The following is a 15,780-nucleotide window of genomic DNA, read 5'->3' on the forward strand; positions in this document are numbered from 1 at the left end:
CCTACGGCAGCAACCAACGCGCGAAAGCGCATACCTAACCCCATCATTTAATTGGATTCCAATGCCAAAGCGGCACACCACAACTCGCCACGCGAGCCCTGGGGCAAAATTTTCAGCGAACGCCCGCTGTCTTGCGGGCTAATGGTAATGGTCAGGTCGGGCTTTGGCAAAAAGCCTGCACCATTGCGGGGCCATTCGATCAGACACAATGCGTCGCCTTCGAAATAGTCGCGGATGCCGAGGTACTCCAGCTCCTCCGGATCGACCAGTCGATACAGGTCGAAATGGAAGGCGCGGACCTCACCAATCTCGTAAGGCTCGACCAGAGTGAACGTCGGACTTTTTACCGCGCCTGTATGCCCCAAGCCCCGAATAATACCCCGAGACAGCGTGGTTTTCCCCGCACCCAAGTCCCCCTCGAGGAAAATCAGACCATGCCCTTGGGTGATTCGGGCGATACGTGCGCCAAAGTCGGTCATGGCCTGTTCATCGGCCAGGTACAGGGTTACTTCAGACACGGTGCTTGCTCCTCCAACAACTGACGAATGGCTGAAATCAGATCACTGGCCGCCAGCCCGCGGCCGAACTTACCTTGTTGCTCACCGGCATTGGCGTGCAGCCAGACCGCCAGGCATGCCGCGTCGTAAGGGTCCATGCCCTGAGCAAGCAGGGCGCCGACCAGCCCGGCCAGCACATCGCCCAAACCGGCGGAGGCCATGGCCGGATGGCCCTGATGACACAGCGCCAGACGCCCGTCGGGGCTGGCGATCAAACTGCCGGCGCCCTTGAGGATCACCACCGCTGTATATTTTTTGCTCAATGCATGGGCAGCGGCAGGACGATCGGCTTGAACATCGGCCGTCGATACCCCCAGCAACCGCGCAGCTTCGCCGGGGTGCGGCGTGATAACACAATTTGCGAGCAAACTCACGCCGCCTTCGGCCAACAGGTTTAACGCATCGGCGTCCCAGACTTGCGGCAACGGCGCATTGGCCGCGGCCGACAACAGACTGCGTCCCCAACCGGCCTGCCCCAGCCCCGGGCCGACGACCAGCACCGCGACCTTCTCAAGCAGCCCCATTAATTGATTGGCCGATGAAATGCCGAGCACCATCGCTTCTGGCAAACGCGCCAATGCAGCCGGGACATGCTCGTGGCGGGTGGCCACGGACACCATGCCGGCACCGCTGCGCAGGGCGCTTTGTGCACTGAGCAAAATGGCACCGCCAAAACCGCGATCACCGCCGATCAGCAATACGTGGCCAAAGTTGCCTTTGTGGGAAGTGCGAGCGCGACTGGTCAGACGCGGCACATTACCGGCCGTCAGGCGACGAGCACTGACCGTGGCCCCGATATACGTCTCTGGGGCGGCGTGCAGATCATTGAATACCAAATCGCCGACCAGATCCGCAGCGTCACCGGTGAACAGACCCAGCTTCAAACCGATGAACGTCACCGTCAGGTCAGCTCGAACCGCAATGCCGAGCTGACGCCCCGTATCGGCGCACAGCCCCGAGGGGATGTCCACCGCCGCAACCGGTAGCTCACTGGCGTTGATCGCAGCGATGACACTGGCGTATGGCTCGCGCACTTCACCGGTCAGGCCGGTGCCGAGCAAGGCATCCAGCACGATGCCGCGTAATTCGCAGTGCGCATTCCAGTCTTGAATGGCGACGCCTTCGGCTACTGCCTCGGCATGGGCCGACGCGGCATCGCCCTGCAAACGCCCGGGATCACCGGCGGCCAGCACCCGCACGTGCCAGCCGGCACGTCGGGCCAACACGGCCACCAGGTAACCGTCCCCCGCATTATTGCCGTGGCCGGCCAACACGCTCAATTCGTGCGCCGTCGGCCAATGACGGACCAGCGCACGCCAGGTAGCTCGCGCCGCACGCTGCATCAATTCGAAGCCCGGTGTGCCGGCCGCAATCAGGCTCGCATCGAGCCCTCGGACTTGCTCGCCGCTATACAGCGCGTCGGGTAATTCATCTTTAGTGTGCGGCATGCGTCTTCAGGCTCCGATGTCTGGCAGAATTATACGCATCTCAGCTCCGGTTTCTCTCGCCTCATGCCCGCTATTACTACAGACCTGCCTGCCCTCGCCCAATCCATCAAGGACTGGGGCCGCGAGTTGGGCTTTCAGCAAGTCGGCATCAGCGGCCTCGACCTGGCCGAGCATGAGCAGCACCTGGAGCGCTGGCTCGAAGCCGGCTACCACGGCGAAATGGAGTACATGGGCGCCCATGGCAGCAAACGCTCACACCCGGAAGAACTGGTGCCGGGCACCTTGCGAGTCGTTTCCCTGCGCATGGATTACCTGCCGGGCGACACCGAAATGGCCAAACGCCTGGCCGAACCGGAAAAAGCCTACGTCTCGCGTTATGCCTTGGGCCGCGATTACCACAAATTGATCCGTAAACGCGTGCAACAACTGGCGGAAAAAATTCAGGCGGTGATCGGTCCGTTCGGCTACCGCGCCTTTGTCGACAGCGCCCCGGTACTGGAAAAAGCCATCGCCGAACAGGCTGGCCTTGGCTGGATCGGCAAAAACACGCTGGTATTGAATCGCAAGGCCGGCAGCTACTTCTTCCTCAGCGAACTGTTCGTCGACCTGCCGCTGCCGGTCGACCCGCCCCACGCCACCGAACACTGCGGCCGCTGCACCGCCTGCCTGGACATCTGCCCGACCAATGCCTTCGTCGGTCCGTATTTGCTGGATGCCCGACGCTGCATTTCGTACCTGACCATCGAACTGAAAAGTGCGATTCCTGAAGATTTGCGGCCATTGATCGGCAATCGGGTGTTCGGTTGCGATGACTGCCAGATCGTCTGCCCATGGAACCGCTTCGCCCGACCTTCCGGGGAAAGCGACTTCAAACCCCGGCATAACCTGGACAACGCCGAACTGGCCGAACTGTTCATGTGGGACGAAGAGAAGTTCCTCAGCAGCACCGAGGGTTCACCACTCAGACGCGCGGGTTACGAGCGCTGGTTGCGCAATCTGGCGGTCGGCCTGGGTAATGCGCCGTCGAGTATTCCGGTGCTGGAAGCGCTGAAGGCACGGCGGGACTATCCGTCTGAGCTGGTGCGCGAGCATGTCGAGTGGGCGTTGAAGCAACATGAGCAACGCGCTGGCAACAATGGATCACGCCCTTAACAAATGGGGTAATTAGACGATGAATTACCCCATTTGAAGTCGAATTACCCCGTTAAGAGTAAATCGCACACACGACCAGCAACCTTCGATCAAGCCTCGTCATTATAAACAAACTTCGGCATTTCCCAGTGGAAACGGATCGCCAGCAAGCGCAGCAGGAAGCCGCCGAACAAGGTGATCAGGATCGACTGTTCACCGGGTAATTGCAGGTAGATGCAGAGCAGATAGCACCACGCCGCGGCAAACGAGACGCTGGCGTAGAGCTCGCGGCGGAAGATCAGCGGGATGTCGTTGCAGAAGATGTCTCGCAGGATGCCGCCAAATACCCCGGTGATCACGCCGCTGACCGAGGCCACCAGCATGCCGTGGCCCATTTCCAGGGCCGTCATGCAGCCGATCAGGGTGAACGCCACCAGGCCCACCGCGTCGAGCACCAGAAACAGCGAGCGCAAGTGGCGCATCCAGCGGGCAGTAAAAACCGTGAACATTGCGGCGACCGAGGTCAACACCAGATATTCCGGGTGTTTGACCCAGGTCAGCGGGTAGTGGCCGAGCAGCACGTCACGCACCGAACCACCGCCCAACGCCGTGACGCACGCGATCAGCACCACGCCAAACCAGTCCATGCCGCGACGGCCCGCAGACAGGGCGCCAGTCATGGCTTCGGCAGTAATGGCGATCAGGTAGAGCATCAGCAACATGGTGGCGGTCCTTGCAGGAAGGCGCGCAGTCTACTCAGATCGTCAGGGCACCAAAAGGGGGCATTTACTCTGATGAACCGCGTCGCCTTCTTCGCGGGCAAGCCTCGCTCCTACAAGTCTTCGTCGTGCGCACATTGCGCGAACGACATAAAGCTGTAGGAGCGAGGCTTGCCCGCGAAGGCGTCAGAGCAGGCACCACCCCATCAGAACTTGATGAAATTCTTGCGGTAGTGCTGCAGCTCGGCGATCGATTCGCGGATGTCGTCCAGGGCCAGGTGGGTGCTGCCCTTTTTGAAGCTGTCGCGTACGTCCGGTGCCCAGCGCGCGGCCAGCTCTTTAAGGGTCGACACGTCGAGGTTGCGGTAGTGGAAATAGCTTTCCAGGGATTTCATGTGGGTATAAAGGAAGCGACGGTCCTGGCAGATGCTATTGCCACAGATGGGCGACTTGCCCTTCGGCACCCATTTTTCCAGGAAGGCGATGGTCTCGGCTTCGGCTTCGGCCATGCTGATGCGGCTGTCGCGAACCCGTTGGGTCAGCCCGGAACCGCCGTGCTGACGGGTATTCCACTCATCCATGCCGGCGAGGATCTCGTCGCTGTGATGAATGGCGATCACCGGACCTTCGGCCAAGGTGTTCAAATTACTGTCGGTGACGATAGTGGCCATCTCGATGATGACGTCGGTATCAGGATTCAGACCGGTCATTTCCAGGTCGATCCAGATCAGGTTCAGCGGGTTTTGCATGGGTCGGCTCCTCGGCGTAGGTGCGCAGTTTAGCCTAGGGAGGCCACTGGGCGTGCTAAACTCGCGGCCGTTTTACCTAATCGCTGCATTCTCGATACGGAACACCCATGGCCAAACGCCAACTCAATCGTCGTCAAAACTGGCGCATCGAAAAGATTCAGGGCGAGCGCGCTGCCCGCGCCGCCAAACGCGAGTCCTCGGCTGTCGAGGCACTCGAAGGCGGCGACCTGGGTCCGGAACAGACGGGCCTGGTGATCGCGCACTTCGGTGTGCAGGTTGAAGTCGAGGCCCTCGATGGCGACTTGGCCGGCCAGGTGTTCCGCTGCCATTTGCGCGCCAACCTGCCAGCGCTGGTGACCGGCGATCAGGTCGTGTGGCGTGCTGGCAACCAGGGCATCGGCGTGATCGTGGCGCAACTGCCGCGCAAGACCGAGCTCTGCCGTCCGGACAGCCGTGGCCAACTCAAGCCGGTGGCGGCAAACGTCGACTTGATCGTTATCGTCTTCGCCCCGCTGCCCGAGCCTCACGCCAACCTGATCGACCGTTATCTGGTCGCCGCAGAACACGCGGGTATTCGGCCGCTGCTGTTGCTGAACAAATTCGACCTGATCGACGAGCAGAACGCCACGGCACTGAATGCCTTACTGGCGGTTTACCGCACGTTGGGTTATCCGGTACTGGAAGTGTCGGCCCACCACGGCAATGGCATGGAGCAATTGCAGAAGCAGCTAGACGGGCATATCAGCGTATTCGTCGGCCAGTCCGGTGTCGGCAAGTCGTCTCTGGTCAACAGCCTGCTGCCGGAAGTCGACACCCGCGTCGGCCCGCTGTCCGAGCTGTCGGGCCAGGGCACCCATACCACCACTACCGCGCGGTTGTTCCACTTCCCCGGTGGCGGTGAGTTGATCGACTCCCCGGGTATTCGGGAATTCGGCCTGGGTCACGTCAGCCGTGCCGATGTCGAAGCCGGCTTCATCGAGTTCAACGACCTGATCGGCACCTGCCGCTTTCGTGACTGCAAGCACGACCGCGAGCCGGGTTGCGCGCTGCTCAAGGCCCTGGAAGAGGGCCGCGTGCAGCAGCAACGGATGAACAGCTACCGCTCGATCATCGCCAGTTTGCCTGAAAGCAGCTATTAAACAGACGCGCCAGCCGCCCCTGACTCTGACGGGGCGGTAGGCCGTTCGTGGCATCCTACAAAAACTTCCTCAATTAAACGTCAGACCTTTCTGTAAGGCTTCTTCGCGCCTGCCTGAAGGACGCGTCTCTTTAACCGCCAAGGCCTTGTTGCGGCCACTCAAGTGCATACATTCGAGCCCTCAGCGCATTTCTGGCGATACCGAGGGACAGCCATGCAAACCTATCATTTGTTCATCAGCCACTCGTGGAACCACCCTGACGCCCACGACAATCTGGTCCGCCTGCTCAATGCGAAGCCCGACTTCACGTTCAAGAATTTTTCGGTGCCACCGGACAACCCGATCATCGGCGCGAAAACCGACAAACAACTTGAAGAAGCCATCGAAAACAAGATTCGGCTCTGTTCGGCAGTGCTGATCATGGCGGGGATGTATTCGACCTACAGCAAGTGGATCAACAAGGAAATCGAGATCGCCAAGCGCATGGGCAAAGTGATCATTGCGATCAAGCCCTTTGGTGCGGAGCGGATTTCCACGGTGGTGCGCCGGGCTGCACATGCGGAGTGCGCGTGGAACACCAACAGCATCATCAGTGCCATTCGCACTCACGCGGCGGGCTGAACCATGCGCAAGGGACTGTTCATCGGCATCAATAACTACAGCCATGTTTCGCAATTGAGTGGCTGCAACAACGACGCGATGGCCATGGCTTCGGTGCTGAAAACCGACGCCAATGGCGATCCGAATTTCAAGAACCTGGTCCTGACTTCCGCCGAAGATTATCTGAGCCGTGAAAAGCTCGAAGGGCATATCCAGGAATTGTTTTCAGGTGATTGCAGCGTTGCGCTGCTGTACTTCGCCGGTCACGGCAACTTCGACGTCGATACGGACGAAGGCATGCTGATCCCCCAGGACTACAAATCCGCCAAGGATGGAATTCGCATCAGCGACATCCTGAATTGGGCGACCAAAGCCGTAAAAATCAAAAACAAAGTGATTATTCTCGACTGCTGCCAGGCGGGCTCGGCGGGAGAAGTGCGGGCGCTACGCAGCGAAAGCAGCATGGTGTGCGAAGGCATGACCATCCTCACCGCGTGCAAAAAGGAAGAACCGGCGATGGAGGGCGCCAACCACGGGATCTTCACGGGGCTGTTGCTGCAAGCACTGCACGGCGGCGCCGCGAACATATTGGGAAAGATCACCCCCGGCAGCCTCTATTCATTCGTCGACAACGCTCTGGACGCATGGGAACAGCGCCCGGTGTTCAAGACCAATGTGTCGCAGTTCATTTCATTGCGCGAAGTCTCGCCGCTGATCCCCAAAGAGATTCTGCGCAAACTGCCTGATTGGTTTGAAGAGGCGGAATCAATGTTCGCCCTCGATCCAAGCTACGAACCTACCGAAGCCACGTTCGACCCGGAGCACGGCGATGTCTTTGCCCAACTGCAAAAGTGCAACCGCCACAGCCTGATCGAACCGGTGGACGCCGAACACATGTACTACGCCGCCCTCCATTCCACCGGTTGCCGCCTCACCGCCCTCGGCGCCTATTACCGCGAACTCGCGCTCAAGGGACATTTCTGATGCCTGTGTTTATCAGCTACCGCCATAGCGATCGCCCCCACGCCATCGCTATCAACGCTCGTCTTATTCAGGCCAACATCAAGACTTACTTCGACGTGCTGGATCCGGAGTCACAGACCACTGACGACATCACCGGGGTCATCACCCGCAACATCACCGCGTGCACGCATCTGATGGCGATAGTCTCGGACAAGACCGCGCTGTCGTGGTGGGTGCCGTTTGAAATCGGTGAAGCGACCATCAGCAATCGCCGCATCTGCTCATTCAAGACCGGACCGGCGGAGCTGCCGCTGTACCTCGATAAATGGCCAAAGCTCAGCACCGACAAAGATCTGGAGTTTTTCATTGACGCCTATCGTGAAGAAGTGGCGACCAAGCGTTCAATGACGCTGGGCTCGATCAATGAATCCCTTTACCGCACCTACAGAGGCAATGCCGAGCTGTTCCACGAGCAGCTCAAGAACCGCATTCGACGGGGTTTCTGACGGGCGCAAAAAAGCCGCGATCATCGCGGCTTTTTTGTAGGTCACTTTCTTGAGTGGTTCAACCGTTCAACCGTTCAACCTGTTTCGGCACCGGATTTTCGAAAGTTGAAAAGTGGCGGAGCGAACATAACGATTAAGAATATTGAAGAGGGAGATGGGATTGATGTCAGATCAAATGCTCATGGTTCGTTGCAGCACGCAATATTTGGCGCTGAGGTAACCGAAAAGCCTTCTGGTCCGCCGATGCCATTTTTGTCTGATTAACTACGTGTATCGAGCAGTCCTTCTGAGCATTTAACAGTGCTCTGGAGGGCCGCGAGTTCATATATCAGTTAGGGCTTGATGAATTGACCGACAGGCGCGAGGTATTGAGAAAGACAGTTATTAGAGTGATGTTCATCACGCCCAGCACCGAAAGCCATTCTCAGAACCTTGTCATATTTTTCCGCAGCCACAAGAGCCTGAGCTTGTATGAGCTTTGTGCTGATGTGCGGGAAACCGTAAATTCGAATTGCTTTCAAAATGATTGACTCGACACATTCCACCCGCTGGAAAAGTATCTGCTTTGCTCTATCTGATTGCGACATCAATATACCGACGAGTGCGCGTTTATCACCCGTGGTAAAGGAGTAAGGCTGTTGATTTTGATAGAGAGAGAAAGCATGCATCAACAGTAAAAGCTCGCCATCGTCGATGCTGTCGATTTGAAGCAATTCGTCCATGAAATCCAGATCTTCATCGGCCGCACCAAGCACGCGGCATGAATGGACGAGATTGCAAAGGCGATCATAGGATTGGTAGCTACCGACGCGTTTGGATACGCACTTTTCTACGTCATTTAAGTAGAGAGAGTGTTTGGCACTGTCTAGAACATAGCACTCACCAAGTCCACACTGAAAAACTGACAAAGCTTCCTCAATCAAGTCACATTGAGAAAGCTTTACCAGTATGTCGTTGTCGGTGAGAAGAATCATTTATGCGATCAGTTTCCGCAGTAAATGCTCACTGTCGTCTTTGAGATTCTCTTGAAGCTGCCGAAAAACAAAATCTGTAACCATCTCTTGGTCAGTGCTTTCTCCAGCGATGAAATTTGCGGCAGAAACACACAGTGCAAAAATGCGTTTGTCGTTATGGGCGCAATTCAAAACGATATGCGTAGGATCAATTTTATGATCTTTTCCATACTGTATTGCCAATCGCGCCAACATAGCCGTTTTCATCAGTTGCTGAAGCTTAAAATTACCGTGAGTGTTACCGGTTAATAACTGGATCGCAAACTGGTCCGCGGCAAGTTCATCGGCATCTTTGTCTAGCGCACCATCTTTCTTGATTTCATCATCGACAATCGTTCCATTTGCGCCGACATGCCCCAAAGCAATATGCCCAAGCTCATGTGCCAAATGGAAAAGCAAGAAACCGCTTTTTCTATTGTTAGAAAGGACGATCGATGGCCGACCATTGATCGCCATGGCGATGCCATCCATTTTTCGGCCGAGCAGAGGTGTAGCCAGGTGGATGACTGGGATACCAATGCTCCAACAATAGTCGAGCAAAGCAGACAAGCTCACCCAAGGAGCCCCCGACAAAAGCAAGTGCTCACGAATCGCCAGTGCGTCCGGTGGAGGCGGTGCGAATTGAGTATCGAGTGCAGAAAGCGCGAGGCGCGAGGCGCTGCGAGCCAAGGCAACCGCAAGATTCACATCTGCTTCAGAGGTTTTGGCAGACTTTTTGAATCGCTTATCTGCCGGTAAGTCGAATTCAATCCGAGGAGGCGTCTCACTGAACGGACGCATACGCAGACTTAATGCTTTGGCCAAATAAACCTTGGCTTGCTGCACACCTGACGGTGACGCCTCTACCTCATCTGTCCACCACTCAGGTAGCAGGAGAGCGAGCTTTCTTTTCGAAATGCCCTGCTTGTCTAAGGCGGAGTAAAGGTTCTGAACTGTGGTCATAGATCCCTCCTCCCTAGAATGGCATCACATGAAATGGGTAGCTAAAGCAGTAGACATCATGTCTTGCCGCAAAACTCACGGGACAGTATAGATTCTTTGTAGCAGTTGCAAGTTATGCAGAGATGCGGACCATGCTGCTCGTCGGAGTCGGTCCGCGAACCACCGGAGCACAGGTTCTTCGAGTTGACGGCCACATAACAGGATTTACGCACGCTATCAGCGCTCGTGATAGCGTGCGAAAAAAAATGAATCAATTGAGGCTGAAGGCTGAATCAAACTCATGGTTACTACCCGCACGCGTTGACACCTGGCGACCCGCTGTCGAGGCTAAAAATGGTGTCCATAAATAGGGGACACCATCCCCCTAAGCGTTGGGGTCAGAAAGGTGTGTAGGCCGGAACTGAATTGCGCGATGATCGCGGCTTGCTGATCTTCAGCGTGCAGCTTTTTCCAGCTTCCAGCCCAGCGCATCCAAGGCGTCACAGCCATCCTGAATCAACATGTGTGCAGCAATGGCGAAATGTTCCAAGTCGTGACCTTCTGCATCCTTCACACACAGACAACTGATGCTGTTAAGTAGATTACGGGCTGCTTTGATTCGGTGGACGGCGGTCTCAAGAAGATCGGAAGTGCGGGCTTCGGTGTCAATGTACAGTGTGGGCCCGACGCTGAAGTTACCTTGGAGCGGGTGGTATTTGGACATGGCTTGAATCTCATCTGATAGGTGAAACTCCCACCCCTTCGCGGCTAAACGAATTGGGGTGGTAGCTGTACGCGGGTTAGCCGACCGGACAGATGCACCCGGCACACCCGAGGGTGTCCCACGCACAGCCACCATAGACATGAAAATGCCAGGCAGCAAAAAGCGCCGCGTCTAAACGGGCGCTTGTGCATCATCTGTAACGACCGGCTAAAGTCGATCACCGATTCGTCGGCGACGGGCGAACTATAGGCGAGGCTCCAAGCGAAGTAAAACCCAGATTACGGGTCTCGGAGCCGTCCTACACCATTCTCGGAACAAAGCCTCATTCCTTGATTTTACCGCAATCAGGCAGGCAACAGGCAATAGACATAACGAGTGAGCATGAAGTCATTGACGAATTACTGACTGCCTTTGCCAATGCTGATCATTTTCGTGTTGCCACGAAAATGATCAGCAGCATCAAATGTTCATATGAGGCTATGGCGCGTGATGGAGGTAAGAACAATGCCCTCGCGAACACTGTCCAAGAACACTTCCCAGACCCGGATGAATCAAAGGCCGGAATCCAAACCAATCCATTACTGCCAGCAGGCACAAAAAAGCCGACATCGCTGTCGGCTTTTTTGTGGGTCACTGCTTCATAGGTTCTACTGGTTTCGGATCATCAAACAAATTCAACCGCTCACGAAGCTCATGAGCCGGCAGCGGTTCCTTATCCGCCGGCAATGCATTCGGATCGACTGGCGGCGCGGGCACTTCGCCCGGGCCACCCTGCCCTTGCGTCGGCGCTGGCGCAGGTTCGGCACCTTGCGAACCTTCGATGGCACGCTGGGCTTTTTTGGTCAGCACGACGATGTCGATCCGCCGGTTGACCGGGTTGAACGGGTTCTCCCGGTCGAACAGCGCTGACGAGGCATAACCCACGACTCGTGCGACTTGAGTGTCCGGATAGCTGCCGGCGATCAATGCACGGCGAGCCGCGTTGGCGCGGTTGGCCGAGAGTTCCCAGTTGCCGAAATCGCCGGTGCTCGAGTACGGTTTGGCATCGGTGTGGCCGCTGATGCTGATCTTGTTCGGCACCGCTTTGATGGTGTCGGCCATGGCCAGCAGGATGTCTTCGAAATACGGCTTCAGACGCGCACTGCCGGAGTCGAACATCGGGCGGTTTTCGGCGTCCACAATCTGGATGCGCAAACCGTCCGGCGTGATCTCAAAGAGGATCTGATCCTTGAACTTCTGCAACTGCGGGTTTTCTTCAACCTTGTTCTGCAACTCTTGCAGCAACAGTTCCAGGCGCTCCTTCTCGACCTGCTCGGCCATGCCTTCGGCCTGATCGGCGTCGACGGTGACCTTGTCTGGCTGTGGTTGAGATTTCACTTCGGGGTTGAGGGTGTTCTCTGGCGCCAGGGTCGGCGAGCCACCCAGATCGATGATGTAGGGGGTGCCACTTTCGGCAAAGCCGATCGGATCCTTGAAGTAACCGGCGATGGCGATCTTCTGTTCCGGTGTTGCCGTGGACAACAGCCACAACACCAGGAAGAACGCCATCATCGCCGTCGCAAAGTCCGCGAAGGCGATTTTCCAGGAGCCCCCGTGATGCCCGCCCGCGTACTTTTTGACGCGCTTGATGATTATCGGCTGGTTATTTTCCATGACTTAGCGACCGCGAACCGCTTGTTCCAGTTCAGCGAAGCTAGGACGGTGCGCCGGGTATAGAACCTTGCGACCGAATTCCACTGCCAGCGATGGCGGCATGCCGGAAGCCGAAGCCACCAGCGAGGCCTTGATGGCTTCGTAGACGTTCAGTTCTTCCTTGGCATCGTGGCCCAGGGCGTGGGCCAGCGGGCCAAAGAAACCGTAGGCCGCGAGAATACCGAAGAAGGTACCTACCAGTGCCGCGCCTACGTGCAAGCCAATCATTTTCTGGTCGCTTTCACCCAGGGAAGCCATGGTCACCACGATACCCAATACCGCCGCGACGATACCGAAACCCGGCATGGCATCAGCAATGCCGTTGACTGCGTGAGAGGGGTGGTCCAGGTCTTCCTTGAGACTGGTCAGTTCCATGTCGAACAAACCTTCAAGCTCATGCGGAGCCATGTTGCCGGAGGACATGATGCGCAGGTAATCGCAGATGTACGCAGTCATGCGCTCATCTTTCAGGACTGCCGGGTACTTGGCGAAGATCGGGCTCGCGGCGGCATCTTCGATGTCGCCTTCGATTGCCATCATGCCTTCGCGGCGGCTCTTGTTAAGAATCTCGTAAATCAACCCCAGCACTTCCAGGTAGAAGGTGTGGTTGAAGCGCGAACTGAACATGCTCAAGGACTTCTTGAGCACGTGCATCGTCATATGACCGGGGTTGGCCTGCAGGAATGCACCAAGGGCCGCGCCGCCGATAATCATCACCTCGAAAGGCTGGATGAGCGCGGCAATCTTGCCGTGGGAAAGCACGTATCCGCCGAGCACGCTCGCGAATACGACGATGATGCCGATAATTTTAGCCATAGGTAGGAGAGCACTTACTGAGTCGGGTTCAAGGTCATATTCGGAAGTTAAAAAATCTCTTCTTCTACTTATCGGCAAAACTGCGCCAGACTATAGCCAGTTCAATCGAAAAGCTAATTAGCCCGCGCCGGGCACAGGTAATGCAGACAATGATCGCGTCCAGCCATGGCTAACGAAACGAACGTCCCAACGCCAAAACCAACCACGCTCGAAGGCTGGGTCAAGCTTCTCGATGGTGTTCGCCTGCCGGTTCCGCAAACCAGTCACGACCAAGTCTGCAAAGCTATCCGCGATAGCCGCAGCTCGCTACGCGACATTGCCGAAATGATGCAGGACAGCCCGGCCCTGGCCTTGAGTGTGATTCGCGAAGCCAATCGCCACACTCATGGCAGCATGAGCACGCCGGCTGAAAACCTTGAGGTGGCAATCAATCGCCTCGGTTTGAAACGCACCGAAGAATTGCTCGAGCGTTTGCCCGCCGAACCCCAATCGCAAATCCCCATCGCCCTGCGCCAGCTTCAGCTGATCAGCCAGCACGCCACTCAACAGGCCAACGGTTTTTTTGCCAGTCGCCTGGCGCGGTTGTGGCAGGACATCCACTGGGGGAGCCTGCTGTTTCTTTCGCCACTGTGGCCCATGGCGTTGACCCATCCGCAGTTGCTTGAAGAGTGGGAGCTGCGGGTTATCCATAAGGGTGAGTCGGCGCGCAAAGTCGAAAAGCAATTGTTCGGCGTGCGCCTGCTGGAAATCTGTCTGGCGCTGGTGGATGTCTGGCGTTTGCCGATCTGGGTGCAGCAGGGTTATCGACTGCTGCGCAGCGAACAACGTGAGCTGGTGAAAGTCCTGCGCATCGCGCGTGACAGCGATCACCCATTGCGCCAACAGAACCGTCTCGATGACGACCCGACGCTGCGCCGTTGGCTCAATCAGCCCGCCAATACCGTGCTGCTGGCCAATGGGCTGGCGTTGTCGGCACAACAGGCCTGGGACAGCCCCCACTGTGAACGCTGGCAATACCTGACCAGCCTTTATCTGCAAATGCCGATGGATGAGGTGCAGCAACAATTGCACCAACAGGCCGCCAACAGCGCCCGCCAACATGCCATGCCGGACCTCTGGCACCCGGCCGAAGCGCTGATCTGGCCGCAGGGCATGAACCGCGTTCACGCCGGTTTGCTGCCGGCCCCGGCGCCCACCGCCGAAGACCTGGCGAAGTGGCGTAAACAATGCGCCGAATTGCTGGTGGAGCCGAGCCGTTTTACCAATGCCATGCACTTGACCACATCGGCCCGAGACGCCTTGGTGGCGTGTGGCATGCGCCGGGTGATGATCCTGATGGCCGACCGCACGCACGCCAATCTGCGCGTGCACCAGACTGCCGGGCTGCCCAAAGAAGTGGCCGGCCTGAACCTGGTGGTCAGCCAGAGTAGCGTGCTGCAGCGCCTGCTCGCGCAACAGGCTCAGGTGCGCCTGACGCCAGGCAACAATGCACAATTGTCCGCCCTGTTGCCGGCCAGCCTGCGTAAACAGTTCAGCGGTGAACACTTGCTGCTGCGCTCGCTGGTCAACAACGGTCGGGTGATCATGATCGTGGTGGCGGATCAGGGCGGCGGGTCGTTCTCGGAAATCACCGTGCAAGCATTCGGCAAAACCGCGCAGTGCATCGAAAAAGCCCTGCACAGCTTTAGCCATCGCTAGGGACTGATGCCGGTGTAGCAGCTGTCGAGCCCCAGCGAGGCTGCGTTCGGCTGCGCAGCAGTCGTATAACCATAACTTGCGGTACGTCAGGCAAACCGTGCAGGCCGGATTCACGACTGCTTCGCAGCCGAACGCAGCCTCGCAAGCTCGACAGCTGCTACGGCCCGGCATTAACCAGCAGAGCCTGTTATCAGTTATTTCTTGTGCCGAAATAACTGATAACAGGCCCTCATGACGCTGCGCTACAATCCTCCCCTTTGTGCTCTGGAGACCTCACATGTCTGACTTCTCTGGCTTGGCGCTGGTGATCGAGCCGAGCGACCTGCTCCCGCGTCTCAACTCCCGCGAACTGATTCTGGTGGATCTGACCAGCAGTGCCCGCTATGCCGCTGGGCATATCCCCGGGGCACGTTTTGTCGATCCTAAACGTACTCAACTGGGTCAGGCGCCTGCGCCAGGCCTGCTGCCGACCCAAGCCGCGCTTGAAGCATTGTTCGGCGAACTGGGCCACAACCCCGATGCGGTCTATGTCGTGTATGACGACGAAGGTGGCGGTTGGGCCGGGCGCTTTATCTGGCTGCTGGATGTCATCGGCCACAGTAAGTATCACTATATCGACGGCGGCCTGACGGCCTGGCTGGCAGAAGGCTTGCCCATGTCGATCCAGATCCCGCCAGCGGTTGGTGGCCCCGTCGCCCTGACCCTGCACGACGAACCCATCGCCACCCGCGAATACCTGCAAAGCCGTCTCGGTGCCGCCGACCTGGCGATCTGGGACGCACGCGGGCCGCTGGAATACTCCGGCGAAAAAGTGTTGGCGGCCAAGGGTGGGCACATTCCCGGCGCGGTCAATTTCGAATGGACAGCCGGCATGGATCAGGCGCGCAACCTGCGCATCCGCACCGACATGCCGAAGATCCTGGAACAACTGGGCATCAGCAAAGACAAAGAAGTCATTACCCACTGCCAGACTCACCACCGTTCTGGCTTCACGTATCTAGTCGCCAAGTCGCTCGGTTATCCGCGAGTCAAAGGCTACGCCGGTTCTTGGGGCGAATGGGGCAACCATCCCGACACGCCCGTAGAAATTTAAGGTTTTTAAGG

17 protein-coding genes are annotated in these 15,780 nt (G+C 57.5%); 8 read left to right on the forward strand and 9 right to left on the reverse strand.

The window, feature by feature from the left end:
• Nucleotides 1–47: 47 nt before the first annotated feature.
• Nucleotides 48–518 (reverse strand): tRNA (adenosine(37)-N6)-threonylcarbamoyltransferase complex ATPase subunit type 1 TsaE, encoded by a 471-nt coding sequence (tsaE, locus tag NHU87_RS06655; RefSeq protein WP_253546752.1) that lies wholly within the window; start codon nt 516–518, stop codon nt 48–50.
• Nucleotides 506–2,005 (reverse strand): NAD(P)H-hydrate dehydratase, encoded by a 1,500-nt coding sequence (locus tag NHU87_RS06660; protein ID WP_253546754.1) that lies wholly within the window; start codon nt 2,003–2,005, stop codon nt 506–508. Before NHU87_RS06660 ends, tsaE begins: the two co-directional genes overlap by 13 nt.
• A gap of 63 nt (nt 2,006–2,068) precedes the next feature.
• Between NHU87_RS06660 and queG the strand changes: the two genes are divergently transcribed.
• The gene (gene queG / locus NHU87_RS06665; protein WP_253546756.1) at nt 2,069–3,157 is read left to right on the forward strand and encodes a tRNA epoxyqueuosine(34) reductase QueG; all 1,089 of its coding nucleotides are present in this window, start codon (nt 2,069–2,071) and stop codon (nt 3,155–3,157) included.
• A gap of 89 nt (nt 3,158–3,246) precedes the next feature.
• Here queG and NHU87_RS06670 read toward each other — a convergent pair whose 3' ends face one another.
• Nucleotides 3,247–3,858, reverse strand: a complete 612-nt coding sequence (locus tag NHU87_RS06670) for a trimeric intracellular cation channel family protein (protein WP_253546758.1) — start codon at nt 3,856–3,858, stop codon at nt 3,247–3,249.
• 203 nt (nt 3,859–4,061) lie between these two features.
• Nucleotides 4,062–4,604, reverse strand: coding sequence for an oligoribonuclease (gene orn, locus NHU87_RS06675; protein ID WP_008068863.1), 543 nt, complete (start codon nt 4,602–4,604; stop codon nt 4,062–4,064).
• A 107-nt stretch (nt 4,605–4,711) separates the two neighbouring features.
• Here orn and rsgA point away from each other — a divergent pair, with 107 nt between their 5' ends.
• From rsgA to NHU87_RS06695, 4 genes are all read left to right on the forward strand, one after another.
• Nucleotides 4,712–5,743: a small ribosomal subunit biogenesis GTPase RsgA gene (gene rsgA, locus NHU87_RS06680; protein WP_253546760.1), complete on the forward strand. Its 1,032-nt coding sequence runs from the start codon at nt 4,712–4,714 to the stop codon at nt 5,741–5,743.
• 213 nt (nt 5,744–5,956) lie between these two features.
• Nucleotides 5,957–6,364, forward strand: a complete 408-nt coding sequence (locus NHU87_RS06685) for a TIR domain-containing protein (RefSeq protein WP_253546762.1) — start codon at nt 5,957–5,959, stop codon at nt 6,362–6,364.
• Between the two features lie 3 nt (nt 6,365–6,367).
• Nucleotides 6,368–7,327, forward strand: coding sequence for a caspase family protein (locus NHU87_RS06690; protein ID WP_253546764.1), 960 nt, complete (start codon nt 6,368–6,370; stop codon nt 7,325–7,327).
• Complete coding sequence (locus NHU87_RS06695) at nt 7,327–7,812, forward strand: toll/interleukin-1 receptor domain-containing protein (RefSeq protein WP_253546766.1); 486 nt, start codon at nt 7,327–7,329, stop codon at nt 7,810–7,812. Before NHU87_RS06690 ends, NHU87_RS06695 begins: the two co-directional genes overlap by 1 nt.
• Nucleotides 7,813–8,144: 332 nt before the next feature.
• Here the strand turns inward: NHU87_RS06695 and NHU87_RS06700 are convergent, their stop codons facing one another.
• The 3 genes from NHU87_RS06700 to NHU87_RS06710 form a co-directional block, all read right to left on the reverse strand.
• A complete protein-coding gene (locus tag NHU87_RS06700) occupies nt 8,145–8,786 on the reverse strand; it encodes a hypothetical protein (RefSeq protein ID WP_253546768.1) in 642 nt (213 codons plus the stop codon).
• Nucleotides 8,787–9,767 (reverse strand): ImmA/IrrE family metallo-endopeptidase, encoded by a 981-nt coding sequence (locus NHU87_RS06705; RefSeq protein ID WP_253546770.1) that lies wholly within the window; start codon nt 9,765–9,767, stop codon nt 8,787–8,789.
• 433 nt (nt 9,768–10,200) lie between these two features.
• Complete coding sequence (locus NHU87_RS06710; protein ID WP_253546772.1) at nt 10,201–10,470, reverse strand: hypothetical protein; 270 nt, start codon at nt 10,468–10,470, stop codon at nt 10,201–10,203.
• A gap of 329 nt (nt 10,471–10,799) precedes the next feature.
• On the opposite strand from NHU87_RS06710, the gene NHU87_RS06715 reads away from it, so the two are divergent.
• Entirely contained in the window at nt 10,800–11,114 is a 315-nt protein-coding gene (locus NHU87_RS06715; RefSeq protein WP_253546774.1) for a hypothetical protein, read from the forward strand.
• Here NHU87_RS06715 and motB read toward each other — a convergent pair.
• Together motB and motA are read right to left on the reverse strand one after the other, a co-directional pair.
• Complete coding sequence (gene motB, locus NHU87_RS06720; protein ID WP_253546776.1) at nt 11,101–12,123, reverse strand: flagellar motor protein MotB; 1,023 nt, start codon at nt 12,121–12,123, stop codon at nt 11,101–11,103. The genes NHU87_RS06715 and motB overlap by 14 nt on opposite strands.
• A 3-nt stretch (nt 12,124–12,126) precedes the next feature.
• On the reverse strand, nt 12,127–12,978 hold the full coding sequence (gene motA / locus NHU87_RS06725) for a flagellar motor stator protein MotA (protein WP_253546778.1): 852 nt from the start codon (nt 12,976–12,978) through the stop codon (nt 12,127–12,129).
• A gap of 165 nt (nt 12,979–13,143) precedes the next feature.
• Here motA and NHU87_RS06730 point away from each other — a divergent pair, with 165 nt between their 5' ends.
• Entirely contained in the window at nt 13,144–14,676 is a 1,533-nt protein-coding gene (locus NHU87_RS06730) for an HDOD domain-containing protein (protein WP_253546780.1), read from the forward strand.
• Between the two features lie 277 nt (nt 14,677–14,953).
• Entirely contained in the window at nt 14,954–15,769 is an 816-nt protein-coding gene (locus tag NHU87_RS06735; protein WP_253546782.1) for a rhodanese-like domain-containing protein, read from the forward strand.
• Nucleotides 15,770–15,780 lie beyond the last annotated feature (11 nt).

Source organism: Pseudomonas mandelii (assembly GCF_024138395.1).
Classification (GTDB): Bacteria; Pseudomonadota; Gammaproteobacteria; order Pseudomonadales; family Pseudomonadaceae; genus Aquipseudomonas; species Aquipseudomonas mandelii_E.